Raw genomic sequence first — 23,697 nt, 5'->3', positions numbered from 1 at the left:
AAAAATACCGGCACAGCTTACGCAAAAAGAGCGTGTCATACCACGATCGCAATCGATATTGCGCTTAGCCGCCGATTTTAAGACAAAATTCAGGAGTAGCATGGCGCTCGATCCACTGGATCATTTTCGCGGCAATGTCTATTCCGGTGGTTTTCTCCACGCCTTCCAGCCCCGGAGACGCGTTGACCTCCATGACCAGTGGCCCTCGATCAGCACGCAGAATATCAACGCCTGCAACGTCCAGGCCCATCGTCCGGGCGGCTTTGAGCGCAATTTCTCTTTCGCGCGGCGTGATACTCGCAATAGTCGCCACCCCACCGCGATGGAGATTAGAACGAAAATCGCCCTCTTTAGCCCGTCGTTCAATGGCGGCCACTACTTCATCGCCCACCACGAAACAGCGGATATCGCGACCCTTCGCTTCTTTGATATATTCCTGAACCAGGATATGGGCATTCACCCCACGAAAGGCATCTACCACGCTTTCTGCAGCCTGCCGCGTTTCCGCCAGCACCACGCCAATACCCTGGGTGCCTTCAACCAGTTTCACCACCAACGGCGCACCGCCAACCATGTCAATCATGTCGCTGGTATCGTCCGGAGAGTGAGCAATTCCGGTAATGGGTAAATCAATTCCCTGACGCGCCAGCAGCTGTAGCGAACGCAGCTTATCGCGCGCTCGCGTAATCGCTACTGATTCATTCAACGGATAGCTACCCAGCATCTCAAACTGGCGCAGCGCCGCCGTCCCATAAAAGGTAATCGCGGAACCAATCCGCGGGATCACCGCATCGAAATGAGGAAGCTGACGGCCCTTGTAATGAATAGAGGATGCCGCCGGGCTGATGTTCATATAGCAAGAAAGGGGATCGATAACTTCAACCAGGTGACCGCGCTGCATCGCCGCTTCACGCAGGCGTTTACAAGAATAGAGCGTTCCGTCCCGGGACAAAATGGCAATTTTCACCCTGCACCTCTCTGAATGACCTGGTAAAAGCTGGCGTATCATACACTGGGTTAAAATCTTTAGCGCGTAGCCCATCCCTGTTTATGCAAATATTCCAGGATAAAGGGGCGACTTTCTTTAATGATGGTACGGCGAATATGATCGCTCCAGGTGTCGCGGCGGGTATTGCTGCCTCGGGTCAGATAGTACTGCGCGAGCTGCTCATCATATTGCGCCAACACATCACTGTTGAGTGGCTGGTATTGGTTTTCATGCACCACAAGCGATGCGGGCAGGCGCGGCTTGATATCCGGGTTATCCGCAGGCCAGCCGAGGCACAATCCAAAGAGCGGCAGAACATGTTGCGGAAGCTTCAGCAGTTCGGTGACCGGCTCAATATTGTTACGCAAACCGCCAATAAACACGCCGCCAAGTCCCAGCGACTCTGCCGCCGTCAACGCATTTTGCGCCATCATTGCAGTATCAACCACGCCAAGCAGCAGTTGTTCCGCCAGCCCAAGCTGCGCATCAGGGCAAATCTGCAAATGACGGTTAAAATCAGCGCAAAACACCCAGAACTCAGCGGCCTGTGCCACATGCTTTTGGCCGCCAGATAAGGTAGCCAGCGATTCACGCAGGGATTTATCCGTTATGCGAACGATCGTCGTGCACTGTAGAAAACTGGAGCTTGACGTTCCCTGAGCGGCGGCAATAATCGCCTCACGCTGTGCATCCGAAATGGCATCATCAGTAAAATGGCGAATAGAACGGTGGCTGCGGAGTAAATCAATGGTTGGAGTCATCTCTTTTGTCTCTGTCTGAATCAGTTGAATCACCGGGTGCGCGAGACATCAGTTGCGGTGCCAGCAGTTGAGCAACACGCCACATCAACGCCACCGCAGCAGGGAGCATCAGCAGTACGCCCAGAAATATCATCACCACGCAGGCTAACGGGCTGTTAAGCGGTGCGGGCAAGGTGAGGTAATCGTTAAGCGATAGCAGCGCCAGCGATAACAAAACCATCCCAATTATTTCCAGCATCAATACGCTTTTGGGTAATACACCAATTGTGCGCATACGCGGCCTCCCGGCGAAATGGCTTCCATTATAAAACGTTCCGGCTTGCCGTGTTTAACAGATATAGCTTGAGGATATCAAAGCAACAGGCTGAACCTGCTTTCCATCCGTCACAAATCGCGGCATCATAACAAGTATTGCCATCCGGCCTGATAAGTTCGAGGAGAAAGAGATGTTTGCCGTTATTTTTGGTCGCCCAGGGTGCCCGTATTGCGTGCGCGCAAAAGAATTAGCAGAAAAATTAAGCAGTGAGCATGACGATTTTAACTTCCGCTACATTGATATCCATGCTGAAGGAATTACCAAAGCAGATCTGGAAAAGACGGTAGGTAAGCCAGTTGAAACCGTTCCGCAGATTTTTGTCGATCAAAAACACATCGGCGGCTGCACGGATTTTGAAGCTTGGGCAAAAGAGAACATGAATCTGTTCGCCTGATAGCGGTTTCTACGCCCTCACCTTGAGGGCGTCATCAGTTCTTTTTCCGCCGTTGATGCTGATTGAATAAGCTACTGATAAATAAAAAACATAATGCGCCAAGCGCGCACCAAAACACCGCACTAAACAACCACGCCAGCTCTTGCCACAATGAACGCGTCGGCATAAAAACGAACCGCATCAGTAACAGGCAGCACGGCGCCGCCAACATTGCACCAAGCAGGGGTTTGAGCACTTCCCGTCGATGGGAAAAGAAGCTTGCTGCAGCACCCGGTAAGATAAAAAACAACAATCCGACCTCAGGATGCCCTGCCGCTCTGAATGCCCCTTTCACGTTCAGCGTTAATGAAAGACACACCACAATAAACAGCACAAAGCAGCAGACCGCACTCGCCCAACTTTGCTTATGTTTCAATCGTTCCTCCTGACACATTCTCTATCGAACACTCTTTTCGCCCGCAGGCGTCCAGTCAGATAAAGTAACTCGGCATTCCATGCCAAAAACACACCCACACGATTCTTATAGCCGTTGATACGTAATGAGATTAAACTAACCGCATATATTGTTATGCTGCATTATTCGGGGCTGTGTACGATGCTATCGCCCCTTAATTTCTGGCAAAAACATTAGCGTAAATTGCCATTTCTTTCAATAGCTTACTAGTAAACAAGAAGTTAGTCTCCGTGAATATAAACGTCGCAGATTTGTTAAATGGGAATTACATCCTGTTATTATTTGTGGTCCTGGCTCTGGGCCTGTGTCTGGGCAAATTACGTCTGGGTTCAGTCCAACTCGGTAATTCCATTGGCGTTTTAGTGGTCTCCCTATTATTAGGTCAGCAGCACTTTAGTATTAACACCGATGCATTAAATCTCGGCTTTATGCTGTTTATTTTTTGCGTCGGCGTCGAAGCCGGTCCCAACTTTTTTTCGATTTTTTTTCGCGATGGGAAAAATTATCTAATGCTTGCCCTGGTGATGGTCGGTAGCGCAATGCTGATCGCGCTGGGGCTGGGTAAGCTATTTGGCTGGGATATCGGCCTGACGGCGGGTATGCTGGCTGGCTCGATGACCTCAACGCCGGTGCTGGTCGGCGCGGGTGATACCTTGCGCCATTCAGGAATGACAGGGACACAACTTTCAAGCGCTCTCGATAACCTGAGCCTGGGTTACGCCCTCACCTATTTGATTGGTCTGGTCAGCCTGATTGTTGGTGCGCGCTATTTGCCGAAACTCCAGCATCAGGACCTGCAAACCAGCGCCCAACAAATCGCGCGTGAACGAGGTCTGGACACCGACGCCAATCGTAAAGTGTACCTCCCGGTGATCCGCGCCTATCGCGTTGGCCCTGAACTGGTGGCATGGGCCGATGGTAAAAATCTGCGCGAACTCGGTATTTATCGCCAGACCGGTTGTTACATTGAACGCATCCGTCGCAACGGCATTCTGGCCAACCCGGATGGTGACGCGGTGTTGCAAATGGGCGATGAGATAGCCCTGGTGGGTTATCCGGACGCCCATGCTCGCCTCGATCCCAGCTTCCGTAACGGTAAAGAGGTGTTCGATCGCGATCTGCTCGATATGCGCATCGTCACTGAAGAAATTGTGGTGAAAAACCACAATGCCGTTGGTCGTCGCCTGGCCCAGTTGAAACTAACCGACCATGGTTGTTTCCTCAACCGCGTGATCCGCAGCCAAATTGAAATGCCTATCGATGACAACGTCGTACTCAATAAAGGCGACGTGTTGCAGGTCAGCGGTGATGCTCGTCGCGTGAAAACCATTGCCGATCGTATCGGCTTCATTTCAATTCACAGTCAGGTGACCGATCTGCTGGCCTTCTGCGCCTTCTTTATCATCGGTCTGATGATCGGGATGATCACCTTCCAGTTCAGTAATTTCAGCTTCGGCATTGGGAATGCGGCTGGACTGCTGTTCGCCGGGATCATGCTGGGCTTCCTGCGAGCCAACCACCCCACATTTGGCTATATCCCACAGGGTGCGCTAAATATGGTGAAAGAGTTTGGCCTGATGGTATTCATGGCAGGCGTCGGTTTAAGCGCAGGCAGTGGCATTGGTAATGGCCTGGGTGCCGTCGGCGGTCAAATGTTGATTGCCGGTCTGGTAGTCAGCCTGGTTCCGGTTGTCATCTGTTTCTTGTTTGGTGCTTACGTATTGCGCATGAACCGTGCCCTGCTGTTTGGTGCCATGATGGGCGCACGTACCTGTGCTCCGGCAATGGAAATCATCAGCGACACCGCACGCAGCAACATCCCTGCGTTAGGTTATGCAGGGACCTACGCGATTGCCAACGTTCTGCTGACATTAGCGGGGACACTCATCGTCATTGTCTGGCCTGGCCTTGGTTAGCGCTGAAATTTTCCCTTAATTGAAAAATTTTTGCAGGTAAGCAGAACTTTTCTTCAAGGCGTCAGTCATAACTATTGCCACTGCTTTTCTTTGATGTCCCCAATTTGTGGAGCCCATCAACCCCGCCGTTTTGGTTCAAGGTTGATGGGTTTTTTGTTGCCTGAAATTTGCGTTCATCGCCTTCCACCTCTGAAACTCCTCCCAAATTTGCAGCATGCCGGTTATGGCACATACTTTAAAACGGTGCTTTATCGGGGATGGGGGTTAGTCATGTTGCTTACTGGCAAAGTCGCAGTAATTTTTGGTGGCAGCGGGGCTATTGGTAGTGCGGTTGCGCAGGCCATGGCGCGCGAAGGAGCCCATGTGTGTCTGGGTGCTCGCAGCCAGGAAAAACTTGATCGGACGGCCAGTATTATCCGAACGGCAGGTGGTACAGTCGAAACCTTTATCACCGATGTACTCGACGAGCACAACGCATCGAAGGAAGTTACCCGCCTTGTAGAGCAAACCGGTGGAATAGATGTGGTGGTTAACGCAACGGGATTTATGCACGAACAGGGCAAACGCCTTGACGCATTATCCCTCTCTGAGTTTATGAGCGGTATAACCCCTTTCCTCTCGGCGCAGTTCAATATCGCAAAAGCCGTAACGCCGCACATGGGCGGCAATCGTGCGGGCGTCATTCTCAGCGTTGTTGCCCCCGCGGCCCCGATGGCGATGCCTGGTCATCTGGGTCATATTGTTGGTTGTGCAGGAACAGAGGCTTTTATTAAAGCGTTCGCCAGCGAGGTAGGACCGGCAAATATCCGGGTCGTCGGCGTGCGCTCGCATGCGATTGTGGATGCTGTTGCAGCTGGCTCCTATACCGGAGAAATTTTCTCCGCTAAAGCACAGTCAATGGGTTTAACCGTCGATCAATGGTTAGGGGGTGCGGCGCAAAGTACCATGCTCGCGCGCCTGCCTACGCTTGCACAAATCGCTGAGGTCATGACCTTTCTTGCTTCAGACCATGCCAGCGCCATGACCGCGACGGTGGTGAATATTACCGGAGGCGCTACGCACAGCTGACTGTCGCGGGTATCCCTGCAATACGCTCCACCATCAGCAAGATATCTTCTCGCTGCAGCGGTTTTTTGTCCGTGACAAAATGCAGCGTCATTCCTTCAATAAACGCATCCAGCGCCCGCGCCGTAACCGGGTCAAACCACTGCTCCAGCGTTTGTTGGCTGCGTAGCATCCAGTTCTGCATCACCGTTTTCAACGCTGGTTTACGGCTGGCAAAAGCATACAGCTGATACATGAGCTCCATATTATCAGGCGTTGTGACCTGAGAGCCGTAAATCATATCGGTAATGGCATGGCAAGCCTGCGACGCATCCTTAACATCGGCAAAAAAGTCCTGATACTGCAGCATCATCCTGTCAGTAAAACGGCCAAATGCCTCCATCAAAAGCTCATCGATTCCCGAAAAGTAATAGGTCATAGAACCCAGTGGTACCTCGGCAATCATAGCGATTTTACGGTGTGTAACCCCATGAATACCATGGGCTATTACTGCATCCAGAGTCGCCTGAACTATTTTTTCCCGCCGCTGCGGATCGTTTGCACGTCGCACTACATTTCCTCTTCTTGCATTTGTGTACAAATGTACACAGTCTTGCTAATGTTGTCTCCTTCCCTCTTTTCTTTGGCTCGAATTCATGACTGGCATCTCATCACGCAAAGCCTTAAGACGTCGCACCTGGGCGCTGTTCACGTTCTTCTTTTTACCAGGATTATTAATGGCCTCCTGGGCAACGCGTACCCCTGCCATCAGAGATATCCTCTCCATCTCCACTGCCGAAATGGGCGCGGTGTTGTTTGGGCTCTCTATTGGTTCGATGAGTGGCATACTTTGTTCGGCCTGGCTGGTGAAACGATTTGGCACGCGTAAGGTGATTCGCACCACCATGTCTTGTGCAGTCCTCGGAATGGCGATCCTCAGCGTAGCGCTCTGGCTACATTCCGCATGGCTTTTCGCGTTTGGCCTGAGCGTATTTGGCGCCAGCTTTGGCGCGGCAGAAGTTGCCATCAACGTCGAAGGTGCGGCAGTTGAGCGCGAAATGAACAAAACCGTGCTGCCGATGATGCACGGTTTTTACAGCCTGGGAACGTTGGCAGGGGCTGGAGTTGGAATGATGCTTACCGCCTTCAGCGTCCCGGCTACCGCGCATATTCTTTTGGCTGCAATGGTTGCTATCACACCTATTTTCATCGCCATCAAAGCTATTCCTGACGGCACGGGCAAAAATGCCGCTGACGGTTCTCACTCCGGTGAAAAAGGACTGCCTTTTTATCGTGATATCCAGCTATTGCTGATCGGCGTTGTAGTGCTGGCGATGGCATTTGCTGAAGGTTCCGCCAACGACTGGCTTCCACTGTTAATGGTGGACGGACATGGATTTAGCCCGACATCAGGCTCGCTGATTTATGCCGGTTTCACGCTGGGTATGACCGTTGGGCGATTTACCGGCGGCTGGTTCATCGACCGTTACAGCCGCGTTGCGGTGGTGCGCGCCAGTGCGCTGATGGGCGCTCTCGGGATTAGCCTGATTATTTTTGTCGACAGTTCTTGGGTGGCCGGTGTGTCCGTTATTCTGTGGGGACTCGGCGCATCGCTCGGTTTCCCGCTGACCATTTCAGCCGCCAGCGACACCGGCCCCGATGCCCCAACCCGCGTCAGCGTCGTGGCGACCACCGGTTACCTGGCGTTCCTTGTTGGACCGCCGCTTCTGGGCTATCTGGGTGAACACTATGGCCTGCGCAGCGCTATGTTGGTGGTGCTGGCGCTGGTGCTTGTCGCCGCCGTCGTCGCGAAAGCGGTAGCGAAACCGGATCTCAAAAATACTACGGTGATGGAGAACAGCTAATGAGTATCAAATTAATTGCGGTCGACATGGACGGCACATTTTTAAGCGACCAAAAAACCTATAACCGTGAGCGCTTTATGGCGCAATATCGCCAGATGAAAGAACAAGGGATCCGCTTTGTAGTCGCCAGCGGCAACCAATATTATCAGTTGATTTCCTTTTTCCCCGAACTGGCCAATGAAATCTCATTTGTCGCCGAAAACGGTGGTTGGGTGGTCAGTGAAGGAGAAGATGTCTTTAACGGCGAACTGGCTAAAGACGATTTCCATGCCATCGTAGAGCATCTGCTGACCCGCGCCGATATCGACATTATTGCCTGTGGTAAAAACAGCGACTATACGTTGAAACAGTACAGCGATGAGCATAAGAACGTTTCCGCCATGTATTATCATCGTCTTGAATTTGTAGATGATTTTGACAACCTCAACGACGTTTTCTTCAAGTTCGGGCTGAATATTTCCGACGACCGAATTCCACAGGTACAGGCCGATCTCCACGAGTCGATTGGCGATATTATGGTACCAGTGCATACCGGCTACGGCAGCATCGACTTAATAATTCCCGGCGTGCATAAAGCTAACGGTCTGCGCCTGCTGCAACAACGCTGGAATATTAACGACAATGAAGTTGTTGTATTTGGCGATGGCGGAAATGATATTGAGATGCTGCGCCAGGCAGGATTTAGTTTTGCAATGGCCAACGCCCATGAGCCGGTGATCGAGGCGGCAAAATATCGCGCAGGCTCGAACAACGAAGAGGGCGTTCTGGATATTATCGACCGCGTGTTAAGGAATGAAGCACCGTTTACGCATTAACGGCTCAGCACAGACGGCAACAAAATGATGGCATGATCTATTCATAATCCGCCTCAAATTAACCCGCTGGATTATTACTTCCAGTGAATATTTCAGGCGAGCGGATCATGAAGAAAAGTGTACTAATGGCGACATTGTTGCTGGGCTTTGCGGGGACCACATTTGCACAGAGCGTTACCGTTGATGTCCCCAGCGGTTATAAAGTGGTGGTAGTGCCCTCTTCCGTCAGCGTCCCGCAGGCGGTCAGCGTAACGACCGCACCACAAACGGTATATGTTGCTCCAGCGCCTGCTCCGGCCCCTGTCTATCGCGCACATCCTTATGCGCGACATGTGGCAAGCGTCGGTGAAGGGATGGTTATCGAACATCAGATTGACGACCACCACTAAGTTGTCGCCAGGCCCAGACAACCGTAATACTGGTCAGTTAAGAGCTTTGGTGAGCGGTAGGCCGGATAAGGCGTTTACGCCGCCATCCGGCAATTTGCTACAGGCCGCCGGATGGCGCTTCGCTTATCCGGCCTACAGCGTGATTCTATTATCAACATAATGATGAATTTATCGGCGTCATTATGCTTATCTGCGCTGGATTGCGGAAATCCGGACCTTAACCTTCCCGGGAATTCCCTACCCGTTTATCTTTCAGGAAGATAACCATCAGAATCAGCCACAGTACGCCGCTTGCCAGATTGAACAGGCTGAACAAGCCGTTCCCTCCAAGCAGATACGCGTGTTTGCTCAACTCAATACCGACGGTAAAAATCAGCATCTGCAACATACCCATTGCGGCAGAAACAGTACCCTTACTCATTTCGCTGGCAAACAGCGTCAGGCGCACCAGCCCCGCATTCGCCACACCAATGCCAAACGCATAGATACTCAAACCCGCCGTCATCCATAGATATGCATGGGATGACACCACCGTGGCCGCAGCGGCAATAATCAGGCCAACGGCGATTGGCCAGCCGCCCATGATAATGAGCGAACGCACGGTTTTTCGCGAAGTCAGACGCGCCAGCACCAGGTTACCAGCAATCAACGCGCCAAAAATCGGCACCTGCAACAGACCATATTCGTAGCTGCTGAGATGTTCACCACTGATGATAATAATCGGGGACTGCGCAATCCACGCCAGTAACGGCAGGCTGACAAAACCCAACGCCAGTGCGCCTGCAACGAAGCGCACGTTCCTCAGCACCAGCTTATAATCCTTGCCCAACTCTTTAATGGACAGCTTTTCACCAAGCCGGGTTGCCGTTTCCGGCATCGCGCGTTGCAGACCAAAAAAGGAGATGGCCGCCAGAGCAGCAAACAGGATAAACATCCCTTCCCACGGCAGAACATGTACCCAGGCTGCGCCTACCAACGGACCCAGCAGTGGCGCAATCAGCGCCACGTTTGCCATCAGCGCGGTAATTTTTATGCAGACCGCTTCTTCAAAGGATTCCTGAATGGCGGCGTAACCCACCGCACCAATAAAGCACAGGCTTATCCCCTGTAAAAAACGCAGGAAGGTAAATTGCTCAATATTCTGTGCAAGCAGGGTTGCAAGGCAGGTAACGATGAACCAGATCACACCGGTTAACATTACCGGACGACGACCAATACGGTCCGACAGCGGTCCTAACAACCACTGCAAAAACATGCCGCCTGCCAGATAGGCGGTCATGGACGTAGGTACCCAATCTAATCCGGCGTTATATTGCGCCACCACCGCCAACATTCCGGGCTGGATCATATCGTTGCCGATATAAGTGGAGAATTCGTAAAGCACCAGACAGAGCGGGAAAAGTAATGCCTGACGCCCCAAACGGACGCCTGAAGATAAACGGTTCTGCATGCAATCTCTTAACTATAGAAAAATCGCGCAAAGTGTAATAAATGCGCCGTACTGGTGATAGTGAATTATGTGATTTGAAAGCAAAATGCGCACATTTTTACACTCATTTGCTCAAGAACATTTTGCTTTAAGGTTAATTTAAGTTGAGACCGCTATCATGCTCAATAAGTCTCATTAATTGTCTTAAAAATCGTCATTTAACAGGCAAATAAGACAAGACCGCTTTTTATCCCGTGAAAGCAATTTTATGCTCTCCCCAAATGGGTCTATTTAACGATTACACTGAGTCTGGACGTTATGCTGGAAAATCTGAACAATTCGCTTTTTTACTTGATCAATGCAACACCCGACTCTGCGCAATGGGCAATTTCGCTCGCCATTTTCATTGCCAAAGATCTGATCAGCATTGTGCCGCTGTTAGCCGTTGTGCTCTGGCTTTGGGGGCCTCGTGGTCAGGTTACGCTCCAGCGCCAGTTGGTCATCAAAATGGCCATTGCGTTGGTAGTCGGTCTGACGATTTCTTGGCTGATGGGGCATCTTTTCCCCCACGATCGTCCGTTCGTTAACCACATCGGTTATAACTTCCTGCACCATGCGGCAGATGACTCTTTCCCGAGCGACCACGGTACGGTTATCTTTACCTTTGCTCTGGCCTTCCTGTTCTGGCATCGCTTGTGGACGGGTGCTCTGCTGATGGTTGTCGCCGTGGCGATTGCCTGGTCACGTGTTTACCTTGGCGTTCACTGGCCGATGGATATGCTGGGCGGATTACTGGCCGGGTTGATCGGCTGTCTGAGCGCCCAGATGATCTGGCAACGGTTCGGCACAAGCTTGTACCTCGGCTTGCAGACGTGCTATCGCACCTGCTTCGCTCTCCCCATCCGTAAAGGTTGGGTACGTGACTAACCCGCGGTAAAAAGAGTAGTATTAAGCGCGAAACTGAGCACTTATTCTATTCTCCAGAGGAACTATGGAAACTCGACGCGACGAGCGTATTGGTCAATTACTGCAGGCGCTGAAACGCAGCGATAAATTACACCTCAAAGAAGCCGCGACGTTGCTGGGCGTATCTGAGATGACCATTCGTCGCGACCTGAATAATCATGATGCTCCCGTCGTGCTGCTCGGGGGCTATATTGTTCTGGAACCCCGCAGCGCTAACCACTATTTAATCAGCGATCAAAAATCCCGTCTGGTTGATGAAAAGCGTCGCGCTGCCCAGCAGGCGGCGAGTCTCGTGCAGGCGCATCAGACCATCTTTTTCGATTGCGGTACGACCACGCCGTGGATCATTGAAGCGATCGACAATGAACTGCCCTTCACTGCAATCTGCTACTCGTTGAATACGTTTCTGGTGCTGCAGGAAAAACCGCAGTGCCGCGTCATTCTGTGTGGTGGTGAATTCCATGCCAGTAACGCGATTTTTAAACCGCTCGATTTCCAGGAAACGCTGAACAACCTCTGTCCGGATATCGCCTTTTATTCCGCAGCAGGTGTTCACATCGAAAAAGGCGCGACCTGTTTTAATCTGGAAGAACTGCCGGTGAAGCACTGGGCGATGTCGATGGCGCAGCATCACGTTTTGGTGGTCGATCACAGCAAGTTTGGCAAGGTGCGACCTGCGAGGATGGGGGACTTGAAACGCTTTGATACCATCATCAGTGATAACCGCCCTGACGATGAGTTTGTTGAGTACGCTAAAGCGCAACGTATCACGCTGAAGTACTAACAGATACTGCCGGACGGCGATTGCGCCATCCGGCAATAAATAAGATTACGAGAACCAACCACCAAACCACTGGTGGAATTTCATCATCACAAAGTCCCACATGCGGCTAAAGAAACCACCCTCTTCCACATCTTCCATCACCATCAACGGACGCTGCTCAATGGATTTCCCGTTCAACTGGAAGTCGATAGTGCCCACAACCTGACCTTTCTTCAGCGGTGCAGTTAGCTGTGGTTCAGTCAGGGCAAAGCTGGCCTTCAGGTTTTTGAGCTGGCCACGCGGAATGGTCACAGACCCCCCTTCTCCGGCGCCCAAATTCACTTCACTCTTATCGCCAAACCAGACGCGCTGGGTGACGAAAGTCGCATCCGGCTTGATCGGCGTAACGGTTTCAAAGAAACGGAAGCCCCAGGTCAGCAGTTTTTCTGACTCATTGAAACGAATGCGGTCGGTTTTTGCTCCCAGCACCACGGAGATCAGGCGCATATCGCCCTGGGTCGCGGAGGCCACCAGGTTGTATCCCGCCCCGGCAGTGGTCCCGGTTTTCATACCGTCCACGTTCAGGTTGGTGCTCCACAACAGACGGTTGCGGTTCGGCTGGCGGATTTTATTGAAGGTAAATTCTTTCTCTTTGTGAATAGCGTACTCTTCCGGCACATCGTGGATTAACGCCTTCCCGAGCAACGCCATATCACGTGCGGTACTGAACTGTCCTGCCGCATCCAGGCCGTGTACCGTCTGGAAAGTCGTGTTGGTCAGCCCCAGTTTTTTCGCATAGCCGTTCATCAGACCAATAAAAGATTCCTGACTGCCGGCAACGTAATCAGCGAGTGCAATACAGGCATCGTTACCTGACTGAATGATAACGCCTTTATTCAGATCGGACACCGCAACCTGATCGCCGGGCTTGAGGAACATGACCGACGAACCGCGCAGGGCTGGATTACCGGTCGCCCAGGCGTCTTTGCCCACGGTGACCATGTCGTTGAGGTTAATTTTTCCGGCCTTCAGCGCCTGCCCAACCACATAGCTGGTCATGATTTTGGTCAGACTGGCAGGATCCAGTTTCTCATCAGCATTACCTTCCGCCAGCACCTTACCACTGGCGTAATCCATCAGAATCCACGCGCGCGCGTCCACGCTCGGCGGGGCCGTCGGTTGCTCCGCCGCCTGTACGGTCGGCGCCAAAAGGATTAAGAGTGCAGAACCTGCAGCAAAGCTGCGAAGTGAAGAGAAGTATTGCGTCATAAATGCCACCCGAGTATCCATTCCAAAAAACCACGTCATACCACACCGTGTTTACACAAAACCGGCCAAGCGACCTCGACCAACCCATGCAGAAAAAGTCTGATGGATGACGTGTAAAATAAGTGCGGTGAGTAATAACGCACTAACGAGCTTAAAGAAACCGTAAGTTGGTAAAGTTTTTAAAGTTTATGCAATAACGCCGCGCTGCGCTGCTCTTGGCACGATTTTTTTAGACTTTGTTGCGTAAATATTAGGTTTACCCCACCATGTGAGCTAGTCAGATGGCATCTGCAGCCATAAAGCTGCTCAATTAATTTGCGGGGTTACTATGATTACACTGTGGGGTCGCAATAACTCGACCAACGTAAAAAAAGTATTGTGGACGCTCGAGGAACTGGAACTGCCGTATAACCAAATTCTGGCGGGCGGACAGCATGGCGGTAACCGCGATGCCGACTATCTGGCACTGAACCCGAACGGACTGGTCCCGCTGCTACGCGATGATGAAACAGACGTTGTCTTGTGGGAATCCAATACCATTGTCCGCTATCTGGCCGCTCAGTACGGACAAAAACGTTTGTGGATTGACGCCCCGGCCGCGCGCGCAGTCGGTGAAAAATGGATGGACTGGGCAAATCAGACTCTAAGCCCTGCGCATCGGGTTATCTTATTTGGTCTGGTCAGAACACCTGCCGATCAGCGCGATATGGCGGCCATTGAGGCAAGTAAGCAAGTTTGCGAGAACCTGTTTGCCATTCTGGATAACGCGCTGGCAGACCAGCCATGGTTCTCCGGCGCTGAATTTGGCACCGCGGATATCGCTGTTGCACCGTTCATCTATAACCTGTTCAACGTTGGTCCGAGCTGGACCCCGCGCCCGCATCTGGAACGCTGGTATCAACAACTGACCGAGCGCCCGGCGTTTCAAAAAATCGTGATGATCCCGGTCAGCTAACCAAATCAGGGACTCACTTTCAGTAATTCCCCGTCGGACTCGTCGGTTAACACGTACAAATAACCGTCTGGTCCGACGCGCACATCACGGATCCGCTGCCCCCTTTCCTGCAACAGACGACCATCCTCAGTGACCGTATTCCCTTTAACGCTCAGCACGATCACTTCTTTATCTTTCAACGCGCCGATGAACAACTTCTGCCGCCACTGCGGGAAGGTATCGCTATTGTAAAAAGCCATTCCACTAACCGCCGGCGACTTTTCCCAGTAAAAGATGGGTTGTTCCGTGCCAGCAACAATTTGACCTTTTGCTTCGGGAATTTTCAAACCACTGTAGTTAACACCCCAGGTCGCGATAGGCCAGCCGTAGTTTTTCCCTTTCTCGGGGATATTGATTTCATCGCCTCCGCGTGGGCCATGCTCATTGAGCCACAGCACATCACTCCACGGATTCATCGCCATCCCCTGCGGGTTGCGGATGCCATACGACCAAATCTCTGCCCGCGCTCCCGCCATGTTCACAAACGGATTATCCGGCGGAATTTTTCCCTCGTCGGTCAGTCGGACTAATTTACCCTGCAATTTATCCAGGTCCTGGGCGGTAGCGCGTTGATTATTCTCCCCCAGGCCAATAAACAGATAACCGTTACCATCAAATACCAGACGTCCACCAAAATGGTTCCCGGTGGAAAGCTTTGGCTGTTGGCGAAAAACGGTCTGAAATCCTTGCAGATGTTTGAGATCGTCACTCAATCGCCCGTAGCCTACCGAGGTGCCCGCTTTGCCTTCGCGGTCGGCTTCAGAGAAGCTTAGCCATACCCGGCGAGATTGTGCAAAATCCGGTGCTAACGCCACATCAAGCAGTCCTCCCTGACCATTTGCCCAAACTTTGGGTACGCCGGTCAGCGGGTCGGAAAGCCCTTTATCAGGCTGCCAGAGTCGAAGCTGTCCACCTTTGAGCGTAATGAGCATACCGCGGTTATCGGGTAAAAAAGCCAGTGACCATGGGTGATCGAGTTTAGTTTGCAGCACTTCCACTTTTACCGCGGCGGCATAAGTGGAAAATAGCGCAAGTGGAATAGCACAGAGAAAGAGTCGACGCATAACACCTCCTTAATGGCTCTGCATAAAGCGTAGCCAGCAAGGGGAATTATCCCGCTACATTTACATAACCTTGACGAAAAGGGGGAGCGCCCTCCCCCTGATTCAGATGTGTTCCAGCGTTGGGTAAGATTGCAAACTCTGGATACTTAGCGTCAGCGTTGTCAGGCAGTTTTCCAGTTTCTCTGCATTAACGGCGATAAACGTTGGACAATCGTGATGTCCACTCATAAGACAAACAGCGGCGGCGGCTAACGCCCCTTCAGCACGATGAAGGGCATTCCACTCTTCCTGATCAAGATGCATACCGTGAAGCTGTGATTGCTCGTGCAATTCGCGATTCAGTGCAAAAAAAACATCACGCAGGCGATCGCTCTCGCTAACTGACATGTAGCCTTTCGCTTTTCTCAACTGCAGATAAGCGGCAAGTTCGATACGGGCGTTTATCAATTTGTTGAGAAGATCGGTTCTCAGTCTGTCAACAACCATACTTTGTTCCTCCTCTTTCCAACTATGGTGCAACTTAATAGTATGGTTGTTTTTTGAACAAATAGATGTCCTACATCAATAAAGCCCAATTGATTAACATAATTTACAATGTTACAACTTCATTCTGTACGCTTATCGAAGGCGCTCTGTGTCTGACTCGCCTGACTTTTTTTGCTATACCTGATGTGGTTACTGCCATGGTGTTGATGATGAGGGGTCTATGTCGAAAGCAAATGATGCAGAAAAAATACGCACACTATCGAAAATAGATCTCAATCTGCTGACCATTTTCTGTTTGATCTATAGCGTGGGTAGCATTTCCAGAGTCGCTGACATGCTGAACATCTCACCTTCCGCCGTCAGCCAGTCATTAAGAAAACTGCGCGAAATGATGGGTGATAATCTTTTTGTCCGTAGCGGGAATGCACTGTTACCGACAGTCTATTCTGATGAACTGTATGATAATACAATCCCAATTATCGATAAGCTATCAACGCTGATGCCGCTTTCCACGCCTGCCGCCAAAAAAAGGTTAACGCTTTATACGGAATCTTTTATTTCCCCTATCGTTATTCCAGATGTCACCGCCAGAATAATCGAGACTGACGCCGATATCAGCCTCCTGCACCTTACCGCCGACCTGAATGAACAGAGTATTATTGAACTGCTGAATATGCGTCAGGCAGATGCCGTTTTTTCTACCTTTGCCGTAGAGTCAGCAAGTCTTTCATGCCAGAAAATATGCGATATGCGCCTGGTACTGGCGGCCTCGCAGAATAATTCTTTATATGGTAACACCATCAGTGAAGCGCAATTCAGAAACGCTAACCTGGTCGGTTACAATACTAAGAATGAGAAAATCATTTATCATCGCAGTATTGTGGATAAAAAATTTAGAACCGGAGAACGCTGCCTGCTTACCTCATCGTTTACGGCGATTCTGACGATTGTGTCCAATACCCATTGTTTAGGGGTGATCCCGGAAAAGGTATTTGAAACACACGCTCAGCTGTATGGACTAAAAAAAATAAACACTCCGTTTCCCTTGCCACAATTTAGCGTGTTTGCCTCATCGCGCAAAGAAAGCAATACCCACAAAATCCTCTCACCTATTCTGGCTGATTTGCAAACAGCCTCCCTGTTATGAAAACCAGAGAGGCTGAGCGTTAGAAATACTGGCTACACGCGTATTTTTGCTATGCGCCAGATATGGTCGGCATATTCCTGAACCGTTCTGTCCGACGAGAAATACCCCATGTTAGCAATATTATGCATGGTTTTTGTCGTCCACTCCCGGGGAGTACGATACAACTCGTCCACCGCATCCTGACAATCTACATAGCTGCGGTAATCTGCCAACACCTGATAGTAGTCGCCGAAGTTAATCAATGAATCCAACACGTCTCTATAACGCCCTGGCTCCTGCGGACTGAACACCCCTGTACCGATTTGCGTCAGCACCTGATGAAGTTCCTCATCCTTTTCAAAGATGTGCCTCGGGTCATAGCCATCACGTCGCAGAGTTTCAACCTGATTAGCCGTATTGCCAAAGATAAAGATGTTATCTTCCCCAACGTATTCGCGCATTTCGATATTCGCACCGTCGAGCGTACCGATAGTGAGCGCACCATTCATACCGAATTTCATATTGCTGGTCCCGGAGGCTTCCGTCCCGGCCAGGGAAATTTGCTCTGACAGATCGGCTGCCGGAATAATTAGCTGAGCGAGACTGACGCTGTAATCCGGAATAAATACTACTTTCAGTTTGCCGCCAATCTGCGGATCGTTATTGACTAACTGCGCCACATCGTTAATCAAGCGAATAATTTGTTTTGCCATGTGATAAGAGGAGGCCGCTTTTCCGGCAAAGATATTCACTCGCGGTACCCAGTTGGCATCCGGCGCGGCTTTAATCCGGTTATAGCGTGTAATAACGTGGAGCACATTCATGAGTTGCCGCTTGTACTCGTGGATGCGTTTCACCTGCACATCAAACAGCGCATCAGGATTCACCACTACGCCATAGTGGGTGGCAATATGGTGCGCCAGCCGCTGCTTATTTTCACGTTTCGCACGATGCACTGCCTCATTCACCGACGGATAATCTATAAACTGCTTCAGCTCGCCCAACTGCATTAATTTAGTCCGCCAGCTGTCACCGATATTTTCGTCCAGCACTTTGGCAAGCGGTGGATTCGCCAGCGCCAGCCAACGACGCGCAGTCACACCATTGGTTACGTTGGTGAAACGCAAGGGAAATATACGCGCGAAGTCTGCAAACAGTGATTCGGTCATCAGTTTTGAATGCAATGCCGACACGCCGTTTACCTTATGACTGACAACTACCGCCAGCCAGGCCATACGCACCACACGACCATTGGACTCATCAATTAACGACACACGTTTCAGTAGATCGCTGTCATTACGATAACGTTCCTGTAAGGTCTTCAGAAAACGATCGTTAATCTCAAAAATAATCTGCAAATGGCGCGGTAAAATTCGACTTAGCATTTCTACTGGCCAGGTCTCCAGCGCCTCACTCATCAACGTATGGTTGGTATAAGAAAAAATCTGACAGGTCACGTCAAACGCGTTATCCCAGCTAAACTGATGATGATCAACCAATAAACGCATCAACTCAGGGATCGCCAGTACCGGATGCGTATCATTAAGGTGAATCGCAATTTTATCGGCCAGATTGTCGTATGTTTTGTGCAACTGATAATGACGACTCAGAATATCCTGGATCGTCGCCGAGGCCAGGAAATAGGCCTGGCGTAAACGCAATTCACGCCCCGCATCGGTGGAATCATCAGGGTACAAAACCCGCGAGATACGATCGAAGTGATATTTGTTTTCCACTTCAGTAGCAAAGTCGGCCTGCTGATTCAGTTTGCCCGCATTAACTTCGCTATTCACCTGCACGTTCCACAAACGCAACGTATTAGTCGTGTCCGTCGCATAACCTGGAATAATTTGATCATGCGCCACGGCCAGAATATCCTCGGTTTCAAGCCAGCGGGTTTTATTCCCCTCCTGTTGAACACGCCCGCCAAAACGTACTTTATAATGCGTATTATGACGTTTGAACTCCCACGGATTACCGTATTCCAGCCAATAATCGAGCGACTCTTTTTGTACACCGTTAACGATATTTTGTTTGAACATACCGTAGTTATAACGAATACCGTATCCACATCCCGGCAACCCAAGCGTCGCCAGTGAATCAAGGAAGCAGGCCGCCAGACGACCGAGACCTCCATTACCTAACCCGGGATCGTTTTCTTCGTCAATCAGTTCTTCCAGTTCAAGCCCCATTGCCTCCAGCGCGCTTCTGACTTCGTCATAAATACCTAAAGAGAGCAACGCATTGGATAGCGTACGACCAATTAAAAATTCCATCGACAGATAATATACCTGGCGCGCATCCTGAGAGAATTGCGCCCGATTAGAACGGTGCCAGCGCTCGACCATCCGATCTCGTACCGCATATAACGTCGCATTAAGCCACTCCCGTTTCGTGGCGATTGCGGGATCTTTGCCAATAGTGAATAAAAGTTTATTAGCAATATCATCTCTAAGTTTATCAACATCAGAGTCCGTGGCGACCGGAAGTGGCGAAATATACATATTAACGTTACCTTTCAAATTTTGTAGGATGGTAATAGACAGGTGAATTATTTAAAGTTTGGGTACGTGAGCGTTAGCTTTTTGTCGAATATTTTCATGACTGGCGATGAACGTTAATTCTGTCATTAATACACGCCAACTTAAGCCTGTGGCAAGTGAGATATAATATAAACTCACACCATTAGCATAAAGAGTTTTAGCCATTTCAAGTTTCGACTTCAAAACAATATCTTTCAAATTTAACCTCATTAGTAACGCTCGACGAGATAAAATTTACGATAATGAGTGTCTATAGCCAAGAAGCGGCACTTAAAGCCGGAATTAGACTCACTAAACACCTTTCACTAACCGATCTACTCTTTATAGGTATCGCTCTTTATTCTCTCCGTCTTATGCTGATCAGATATAGATGTACCGTGAAGGCATCTGTATAATCCCCCGATTACGAGCAATGTACAGTATAAGAAAATGGCAAAAATTGGTTTTATATCACTAGGTTGTCCGAAAAACCTCGTCGATTCTGAGCGCATCCTGACCGAACTTCGTACCGAAGGCTATGATGTTGTGCCAAGCTACGACGACGCGGATATGGTTATCGTTAATACCTGCGGCTTTATCGACAGTGCGGTTCAGGAGTCCCTGGAGGCAATTGGCGAAGCGCTGAACGAGAACGGTAAGGTGATCGTCACCGGCTGTCTGGGCGCGAAAGTCGATCAGATCCGTGAAGTCCACCCGAAGGTGCTGGAAATCACCGGGCCGCATAGCTATGAACAGGTTCTGGAGCACGTTCACCACTATGTGCCAAAACCAAAACACAACCCGTTCCAGAGTCTGGTTCCTGAGCAGGGCGTTAAGCTGACTCCTCGCCATTACGCCTATCTGAAGATTTCCGAGGGCTGTAACCACCGCTGCACGTTCTGCATTATTCCATCCATGCGCGGCGATCTGGTGAGCCGTCCGATTGGCGACGTCCTTAGCGAAGCCAAGCGTCTGGTCGATGCGGGCGTGAAAGAGATTCTGGTAATTTCTCAGGATACCTCAGCGTACGGTGTAGATGTGAAGCATCGTACCGGTTTCCATAACGGCGAGCCGGTCAAAACCAGCATGGTTGATCTGTGCGAACAGTTATCAAAACTGGGGATCTGGACGCGACTGCATTACGTCTACCCCTATCCGCACGTTGATGATGTGATCCCGCTGATGGCGGAAGGGAAAATCCTGCCGTATCTGGACATCCCGTTACAGCATGCCAGCCCGCGTATTCTTAAACTGATGAAACGCCCGGGCTCCGTGGACAGACAGCTGGCGCGCATCAAGCAGTGGCGTGAAATCTGCCCTGAACTGACGTTGCGATCTACTTTCATTGTTGGTTTCCCGGGTGAAACGGAAGAAGACTTCCAGATGTTGCTCGACTTCCTGAAGGAAGCGCGTCTGGATCGCGTGGGCTGCTTTAAATACAGCCCGGTAGAAGGCGCTGGCGCTAATGACCTGCCGGATCAAATCCCGGAAGAGGTGAAAGAAGAACGCTGGAACCGCTTTATGCAATTGCAGCAGCAGATCTCTGCTGAACGTTTGCAAGAGAAAGTGGGCCGCGAGATTCTGGTTATCGTTGATGAAGTTGACGAAGAAGGCGCAATTGGTCGTAGCATGGCTGATGCTCCAGAAATCGACGGCGCGGTATACCTGAATGGTGAAACCAAGGTGAAACCTGGCGATATCATCCGCGTGAAGGTCGAAAACGCAGATGAATACGATCTGTGGGGCATCCGCGTCTAATTAGCGTAACCCAACGTAGGCCGGATAAGGCATTTATGCCGCATCCGGCAATGCCTGATGGCGACGCTGAAGCGTCTTATCAGGCCTACGGTTTATCCTTTTATCTTCGGGTCCAGCGCGTCGCGCAGACCATCTCCCAGTAAGTTAAACGCCAGCACCGTCAGGAATATCGCTACCGCCGGGAAAATCGCCACGTGCGGCGCGATCACCATATCAGCGCGCGCTTCATTAAGCATTGCCCCCCACTCCGGCGTCGGCGGCTGTGCGCCTAATCCCAGAAATGACAGGCTTGCGGCAGAGATGATCGACGTGCCAATTCGCATGGTAAAAAAGACCACGATCGATGAGACCGTTCCAGGCAGAATATGGTTGAAGATGATGGTCGCATCGCTGGCACCAATACTGCGCGCAGACTCAATAAACGTCTGTTGCTTCAGCACCAGCGTATTCCCACGCACCAGGCGCGCGAAGGCTGGAATGGAGAAAATGGCCACGGCAATGATCACGTTAGCAATACCGCTGCCCAGCACAGCGACAGTAATAATGCCGATGTCAGTCTTTACCACCACTTAGTTTGCCGTTTAACCAGATTGGTGTGATTACTGATGCAGTGAAGACCTTCCCGCATCCTGACTCACACAGCGATCGACCTTTTGTGTCCTGCCCTGGACCCGTCGGTTGCCGGAAGCGCCTTCATGCGAGGCATCTCCTCACCGATGCGCGTGACTCAAGAAGGGCCTGACGGCTTGTCTCGTTACTGTCCTGTCCGGGTTATCTGTCTGGAGATTCAACTCTGTTTCCTCACAGGAGCTCTGTCATGGTTGATAAAGTTACCGAAGCTGCCGTTGTGGGTGGCGTGGATACACATAAAGATTTGCACGTTGCCGCTGTCGTAGATCAGAACAATAAAGTCCTTGGGACTCAGTATTTCTCCACAACACGACAAGGTTACCGGCAGATGCTGGCATGGATGACCTCGTTTGGGACATTAAAGCGAATTGGTGTTGAGTGCACAGGTACCTATGGTTCCGGTTTGCTTCGTTATTTTCAGAACGCCGGGTTAGAAGTTCTTGAGGTGACTGCTCCAGACCGGATGGAGCGACGCAAACGGGGTAAAAGTGACACAATTGATGCTGAATGTGCCGCTCATGCAGCATTCTCAGGCATCAGGACAGTTACTCCCAAAACGCGTGATGGCATGATTGAGTCCCTGCGGGTATTAAAAACTTGCCGAAAAACAGCAATATCAGCCCGCAGAGTCGCTCTCCAGATTATCCATTCAAATATTATCTCTGCCCCGGATGAATTACGTGAACAGCTCAGAAATATGACGCGCATGCAGCTCATCAGGACCCTGGGTTCCTGGAGACCTGATGCCAGTGAATACCGCAATGTAACCAACGTTTATCGCATTTCATTAAAGTCCCTTGCCCGACGCTATCTCGAGTTACATGACGAAATCGCTGATCTGGATGTCATGATTGCGGCAATTGTCGACGAGTTGGCACCTGAGCTGATTAAACGTAATGCTATCGGATACGAAAGCGCTTCACAGTTGCTGATCACTGCCGGAGACAATCCTCAACGGTTAAGATCAGAATCAGGATTTGCGGCACTGTGTGGTGTCAGCCCGGTCCCCGTTTCTTCTGGAAAAACGAACCGTTACCGACTTAATCGTGGTGGAGATCGTGCTGCAAATAGTGCACTTCACATCATCGCCATCGGACGCTTACGAACTGACGCAAAAACAAAGGAATATGTCGCCAGGCGTGTAGCCGAAGGACATACAAAAATGGAAGCGATACGCTGTCTAAAGCGATATATCTCCCGCGAAGTTTACACGTTACTGCGCAATCAAAACAGGCGGATCAACAGTATCCCGATAACAGCTTGACTCTTAGAAGGGCGTCCACGGCTATCGCCAGCAATATCCCCGGAAAGGCGAACAGCACATCGCAGATTCGCATGATCAGTCGATCCCACCAGCCTTCGTAGTATCCCGCCAGCAGACCCAGTACCGTACCAATCGCCGCGCCAATAAATACGGCAAAGACTCCTGCCGCCAGCGAGATTTGCGCACCAACCAGCACGCGGCTAAAGATATCCCGTCCCAGTGAGTCAACGCCAAACCAGTGCAGCATCGACGGCCCATCATTCAAACGGTCATAATCGAAGTAATTCTCGGCATCAAATGGCGTCAGCCAGCGGGCAAAAATCGCTACCACGATCAGGAGCAATACAAACAGCCCAGCGACCATCGCCATGTGCTGTCGACGGAACCGACGCCAGAACTCATGCCACGGTGTGCGTATCTGCTCTGGCTTAACAAGGGGCATCGCATTTAAAATCGCCTGTCGGCGCCAGTTAAAAAATCGCAT

The 23,697-nt window shown here is 50.8% G+C and carries 23 protein-coding genes and 2 pseudogenes; 12 read left to right on the top strand and 13 right to left on the bottom strand.

The genetic code is table 11. The features are described 5' to 3' along the window. Positions 1–64: 64 nt before the first annotated feature. From rimK to C2U43_RS08320, 3 genes are read right to left on the bottom strand one after another with little or no spacing between them, the layout of a single operon-like run. Positions 65–967 carry a 30S ribosomal protein S6--L-glutamate ligase gene (gene rimK / locus C2U43_RS08330; RefSeq protein WP_003831660.1) on the bottom strand — a complete coding sequence of 301 codons (903 nt, stop codon included), beginning with the start codon at positions 965–967 and terminating at the stop codon, positions 65–67. Between the two features lie 59 nt (positions 968–1,026). Next, positions 1,027–1,749, bottom strand: coding sequence for a nitroreductase NfsA (nfsA, locus tag C2U43_RS08325; protein ID WP_008784243.1), 723 nt, complete (start codon positions 1,747–1,749; stop codon positions 1,027–1,029). Then, complete coding sequence (locus tag C2U43_RS08320; protein ID WP_008784242.1) at positions 1,733–2,023, bottom strand: DUF1418 family protein; 291 nt, start codon at positions 2,021–2,023, stop codon at positions 1,733–1,735. Before C2U43_RS08320 ends, nfsA begins: the two co-directional genes overlap by 17 nt. 172 nt (positions 2,024–2,195) lie before the next feature. On the opposite strand from C2U43_RS08320, the gene C2U43_RS08315 reads away from it, so the two are divergent. Continuing rightward, a complete protein-coding gene (locus C2U43_RS08315) occupies positions 2,196–2,459 on the top strand; it encodes a GrxA family glutaredoxin (RefSeq protein ID WP_003035358.1) in 264 nt (87 codons plus the stop codon). Positions 2,460–2,493: 34 nt separating this feature from the next. On the opposite strand, the gene C2U43_RS08310 is transcribed toward C2U43_RS08315, so the two are convergent. Beyond that, positions 2,494–2,874, bottom strand: a complete 381-nt coding sequence (locus tag C2U43_RS08310; RefSeq protein ID WP_003035356.1) for an inner membrane protein YbjM — start codon at positions 2,872–2,874, stop codon at positions 2,494–2,496. A gap of 269 nt (positions 2,875–3,143) precedes the next feature. Between C2U43_RS08310 and C2U43_RS08305 the strand changes: the two genes are divergently transcribed. Both C2U43_RS08305 and C2U43_RS08300 read left to right on the top strand, forming a co-directional pair. Continuing rightward, entirely contained in the window at positions 3,144–4,829 is a 1,686-nt protein-coding gene (locus C2U43_RS08305; protein ID WP_003831652.1) for an aspartate:alanine antiporter, read from the top strand. Positions 4,830–5,099: 270 nt separating this feature from the next. Further along, complete coding sequence (locus C2U43_RS08300; protein WP_103284947.1) at positions 5,100–5,897, top strand: SDR family NAD(P)-dependent oxidoreductase; 798 nt, start codon at positions 5,100–5,102, stop codon at positions 5,895–5,897. On the opposite strand, the gene C2U43_RS08295 is transcribed toward C2U43_RS08300, so the two are convergent. Next, entirely contained in the window at positions 5,884–6,444 is a 561-nt protein-coding gene (locus C2U43_RS08295) for a TetR/AcrR family transcriptional regulator (protein ID WP_003831648.1), read from the bottom strand. The two genes, C2U43_RS08300 and C2U43_RS08295, sit on opposite strands and share 14 nt — an antisense overlap. 85 nt (positions 6,445–6,529) lie before the next feature. Between C2U43_RS08295 and C2U43_RS08290 the strand changes: the two genes are divergently transcribed. From C2U43_RS08290 to C2U43_RS08280, 3 genes are all read left to right on the top strand, one after another. Further along, positions 6,530–7,738: an MFS transporter gene (locus tag C2U43_RS08290; protein WP_008784238.1), complete on the top strand. Its 1,209-nt coding sequence runs from the start codon at positions 6,530–6,532 to the stop codon at positions 7,736–7,738. Next, positions 7,738–8,553, top strand: coding sequence for a Cof-type HAD-IIB family hydrolase (locus tag C2U43_RS08285; RefSeq protein ID WP_103284946.1), 816 nt, complete (start codon positions 7,738–7,740; stop codon positions 8,551–8,553). Before C2U43_RS08290 ends, C2U43_RS08285 begins: the two co-directional genes overlap by 1 nt. A 107-nt stretch (positions 8,554–8,660) precedes the next feature. Then, positions 8,661–8,942, top strand: coding sequence for a hypothetical protein (locus tag C2U43_RS08280; protein ID WP_003831642.1), 282 nt, complete (start codon positions 8,661–8,663; stop codon positions 8,940–8,942). Between the two features lie 217 nt (positions 8,943–9,159). Here C2U43_RS08280 and C2U43_RS08275 read toward each other — a convergent pair whose 3' ends face one another. Beyond that, on the bottom strand, positions 9,160–10,392 hold the full coding sequence (locus tag C2U43_RS08275) for an MFS transporter (RefSeq protein WP_008784235.1): 1,233 nt from the start codon (positions 10,390–10,392) through the stop codon (positions 9,160–9,162). A 297-nt stretch (positions 10,393–10,689) separates the two neighbouring features. Here C2U43_RS08275 and ybjG point away from each other — a divergent pair, with 297 nt between their 5' ends. Together ybjG and deoR are read left to right on the top strand one after the other, a co-directional pair. Next, complete coding sequence (ybjG, locus tag C2U43_RS08270) at positions 10,690–11,298, top strand: undecaprenyl-diphosphate phosphatase (protein ID WP_103284945.1); 609 nt, start codon at positions 10,690–10,692, stop codon at positions 11,296–11,298. A gap of 64 nt (positions 11,299–11,362) precedes the next feature. Then, positions 11,363–12,121, top strand: coding sequence for a DNA-binding transcriptional repressor DeoR (gene deoR, locus C2U43_RS08265; RefSeq protein WP_103284944.1), 759 nt, complete (start codon positions 11,363–11,365; stop codon positions 12,119–12,121). A 45-nt stretch (positions 12,122–12,166) separates the two neighbouring features. On the opposite strand, the gene dacC is transcribed toward deoR, so the two are convergent. After that, a complete protein-coding gene (gene dacC, locus C2U43_RS08260) occupies positions 12,167–13,369 on the bottom strand; it encodes a serine-type D-Ala-D-Ala carboxypeptidase (RefSeq protein WP_103285974.1) in 1,203 nt (400 codons plus the stop codon). 328 nt (positions 13,370–13,697) lie between these two features. Here dacC and C2U43_RS08255 point away from each other — a divergent pair, with 328 nt between their 5' ends. Next, the gene (locus tag C2U43_RS08255; RefSeq protein ID WP_103284943.1) at positions 13,698–14,324 is read left to right on the top strand and encodes a glutathione S-transferase family protein; all 627 of its coding nucleotides are present in this window, start codon (positions 13,698–13,700) and stop codon (positions 14,322–14,324) included. A gap of 5 nt (positions 14,325–14,329) precedes the next feature. Here C2U43_RS08255 and C2U43_RS08250 read toward each other — a convergent pair whose 3' ends face one another. Further along, the gene (locus C2U43_RS08250; protein ID WP_103284942.1) at positions 14,330–15,427 is read right to left on the bottom strand and encodes a PQQ-dependent sugar dehydrogenase; all 1,098 of its coding nucleotides are present in this window, start codon (positions 15,425–15,427) and stop codon (positions 14,330–14,332) included. A gap of 102 nt (positions 15,428–15,529) precedes the next feature. Beyond that, positions 15,530–15,913: a biofilm formation regulator BssR gene (gene bssR / locus C2U43_RS08245; protein ID WP_103284941.1), complete on the bottom strand. Its 384-nt coding sequence runs from the start codon at positions 15,911–15,913 to the stop codon at positions 15,530–15,532. Between the two features lie 220 nt (positions 15,914–16,133). Between bssR and C2U43_RS08240 the strand changes: the two genes are divergently transcribed. Continuing rightward, positions 16,134–17,060 (top strand): LysR family transcriptional regulator, encoded by a 927-nt coding sequence (locus C2U43_RS08240; protein WP_032942801.1) that lies wholly within the window; start codon positions 16,134–16,136, stop codon positions 17,058–17,060. 32 nt (positions 17,061–17,092) lie between these two features. On the opposite strand, the gene glgP is transcribed toward C2U43_RS08240, so the two are convergent. Further along, positions 17,093–19,543 carry a glycogen phosphorylase gene (glgP, locus tag C2U43_RS08235; RefSeq protein ID WP_060682492.1) on the bottom strand — a complete coding sequence of 817 codons (2,451 nt, stop codon included), beginning with the start codon at positions 19,541–19,543 and terminating at the stop codon, positions 17,093–17,095. A gap of 51 nt (positions 19,544–19,594) precedes the next feature. After that, complete coding sequence (locus C2U43_RS08230) at positions 19,595–19,780, bottom strand: glycine cleavage system protein T (RefSeq protein WP_223240755.1); 186 nt, start codon at positions 19,778–19,780, stop codon at positions 19,595–19,597. 231 nt (positions 19,781–20,011) lie between these two features. Here C2U43_RS08230 and rimO point away from each other — a divergent pair, with 231 nt between their 5' ends. Continuing rightward, on the top strand, positions 20,012–21,319 hold the full coding sequence (rimO, locus tag C2U43_RS08225) for a 30S ribosomal protein S12 methylthiotransferase RimO (RefSeq protein WP_103284940.1): 1,308 nt from the start codon (positions 20,012–20,014) through the stop codon (positions 21,317–21,319). A 92-nt stretch (positions 21,320–21,411) separates the two neighbouring features. Here rimO and C2U43_RS08220 read toward each other — a convergent pair. Beyond that, positions 21,412–21,870 (bottom strand): annotated as a pseudogene (locus C2U43_RS08220) (ABC transporter permease subunit); the annotation flags it as partial. 266 nt (positions 21,871–22,136) lie between these two features. Here C2U43_RS08220 and C2U43_RS08205 point away from each other — a divergent pair. Beyond that, positions 22,137–23,213 carry an IS110 family transposase gene (locus C2U43_RS08205; RefSeq protein WP_000227969.1) on the top strand — a complete coding sequence of 359 codons (1,077 nt, stop codon included), beginning with the start codon at positions 22,137–22,139 and terminating at the stop codon, positions 23,211–23,213. Between the two features lie 4 nt (positions 23,214–23,217). On the opposite strand, the pseudogene C2U43_RS08200 reads toward C2U43_RS08205, so the two are convergent. After that, positions 23,218–23,697: pseudogene (locus C2U43_RS08200) on the bottom strand (glutathione ABC transporter permease GsiD); the annotation flags it as partial.

Source organism: Citrobacter freundii complex sp. CFNIH9 (assembly GCF_002903305.1).
GTDB classification, from domain to species: Bacteria; Pseudomonadota; Gammaproteobacteria; order Enterobacterales; family Enterobacteriaceae; genus Citrobacter; species Citrobacter portucalensis.
Note: the sequence above shows the minus strand (reverse complement) of the source record. Positions and strands in the feature narration are given on the sequence as shown.

Excerpts from the sequence above, each read along its gene's own strand:
- nfsA (WP_008784243.1), bottom strand. The coding sequence starts at position 1,749 with ATGACTCCAACCATTGATTTACTCCGCAGCCACCGTTCTATTCGCCAT.
- C2U43_RS08320 (WP_008784242.1), bottom strand. The coding sequence starts at position 2,023 with ATGCGCACAATTGGTGTATTACCCAAAAGCGTATTGATGCTGGAAATA.
- C2U43_RS08315 (WP_003035358.1), top strand. The coding sequence starts at position 2,196 with ATGTTTGCCGTTATTTTTGGTCGCCCAGGGTGCCCGTATTGCGTGCGC.
- C2U43_RS08300 (WP_103284947.1), top strand. The coding sequence starts at position 5,100 with ATGTTGCTTACTGGCAAAGTCGCAGTAATTTTTGGTGGCAGCGGGGCT.
- C2U43_RS08290 (WP_008784238.1), top strand. The coding sequence starts at position 6,530 with ATGACTGGCATCTCATCACGCAAAGCCTTAAGACGTCGCACCTGGGCG.
- C2U43_RS08285 (WP_103284946.1), top strand. The coding sequence starts at position 7,738 with ATGAGTATCAAATTAATTGCGGTCGACATGGACGGCACATTTTTAAGC.
- C2U43_RS08280 (WP_003831642.1), top strand. The coding sequence starts at position 8,661 with ATGAAGAAAAGTGTACTAATGGCGACATTGTTGCTGGGCTTTGCGGGG.
- C2U43_RS08275 (WP_008784235.1), bottom strand. The coding sequence starts at position 10,392 with ATGCAGAACCGTTTATCTTCAGGCGTCCGTTTGGGGCGTCAGGCATTA.
- ybjG (WP_103284945.1), top strand. The coding sequence starts at position 10,690 with ATGCTGGAAAATCTGAACAATTCGCTTTTTTACTTGATCAATGCAACA.
- deoR (WP_103284944.1), top strand. The coding sequence starts at position 11,363 with ATGGAAACTCGACGCGACGAGCGTATTGGTCAATTACTGCAGGCGCTG.
- dacC (WP_103285974.1), bottom strand. The coding sequence starts at position 13,369 with ATGACGCAATACTTCTCTTCACTTCGCAGCTTTGCTGCAGGTTCTGCA.
- C2U43_RS08255 (WP_103284943.1), top strand. The coding sequence starts at position 13,698 with ATGATTACACTGTGGGGTCGCAATAACTCGACCAACGTAAAAAAAGTA.
- C2U43_RS08250 (WP_103284942.1), bottom strand. The coding sequence starts at position 15,427 with ATGCGTCGACTCTTTCTCTGTGCTATTCCACTTGCGCTATTTTCCACT.
- bssR (WP_103284941.1), bottom strand. The coding sequence starts at position 15,913 with ATGGTTGTTGACAGACTGAGAACCGATCTTCTCAACAAATTGATAAAC.
- C2U43_RS08240 (WP_032942801.1), top strand. The coding sequence starts at position 16,134 with ATGTCGAAAGCAAATGATGCAGAAAAAATACGCACACTATCGAAAATA.
- glgP (WP_060682492.1), bottom strand. The coding sequence starts at position 19,543 with ATGTATATTTCGCCACTTCCGGTCGCCACGGACTCTGATGTTGATAAA.
- rimO (WP_103284940.1), top strand. The coding sequence starts at position 20,012 with ATGGCAAAAATTGGTTTTATATCACTAGGTTGTCCGAAAAACCTCGTC.
- C2U43_RS08205 (WP_000227969.1), top strand. The coding sequence starts at position 22,137 with ATGGTTGATAAAGTTACCGAAGCTGCCGTTGTGGGTGGCGTGGATACA.